This is a genomic window from Microvirga sp. KLBC 81, assembly GCF_003075415.1.
Taxonomy (GTDB): domain Bacteria; phylum Pseudomonadota; class Alphaproteobacteria; order Rhizobiales; family Beijerinckiaceae; genus Microvirga.
In genome coordinates this window covers 270-559 of record NZ_QDAH01000324.1, presented here as the reverse complement: position 1 = coordinate 559, position 290 = coordinate 270, and the positions used below count along the sequence as shown (strand labels likewise).

Here is a 290-nt window from a genome sequence, read left to right as displayed (position 1 = left end):
AATCCGCCGCCGGCCTGCTGGCCATGGCGCAGCAGATGCACGACAAGCACGTCGCCGACGGCCAGCAGCAGAAGGACAAGATCATCGCCGAGGCGCAGCTGCCGCGCGTCATCACCGGCAAGCGCCTGCATTATGGTTTCGTCATCGCCGTCGCGCTGGCCGTCGGCCTGTGGTTCGTGATGAAGAAGACCGTGCTCGGCTACGAGATGCGCGCCGTCGGCCACAATGCCGAGGCGGCGCGCTTCCTCGGCATGCCGGTCAACGGCGTGCTGATGAAGACGGCGCTGCTT

1 pseudogene is annotated in these 290 nt (G+C 66.6%); it reads left to right on the top strand.

The features are described from left to right. Positions 1 to 290: pseudogene (locus tag DC522_RS36755) on the top strand (hypothetical protein); the annotation flags it as partial.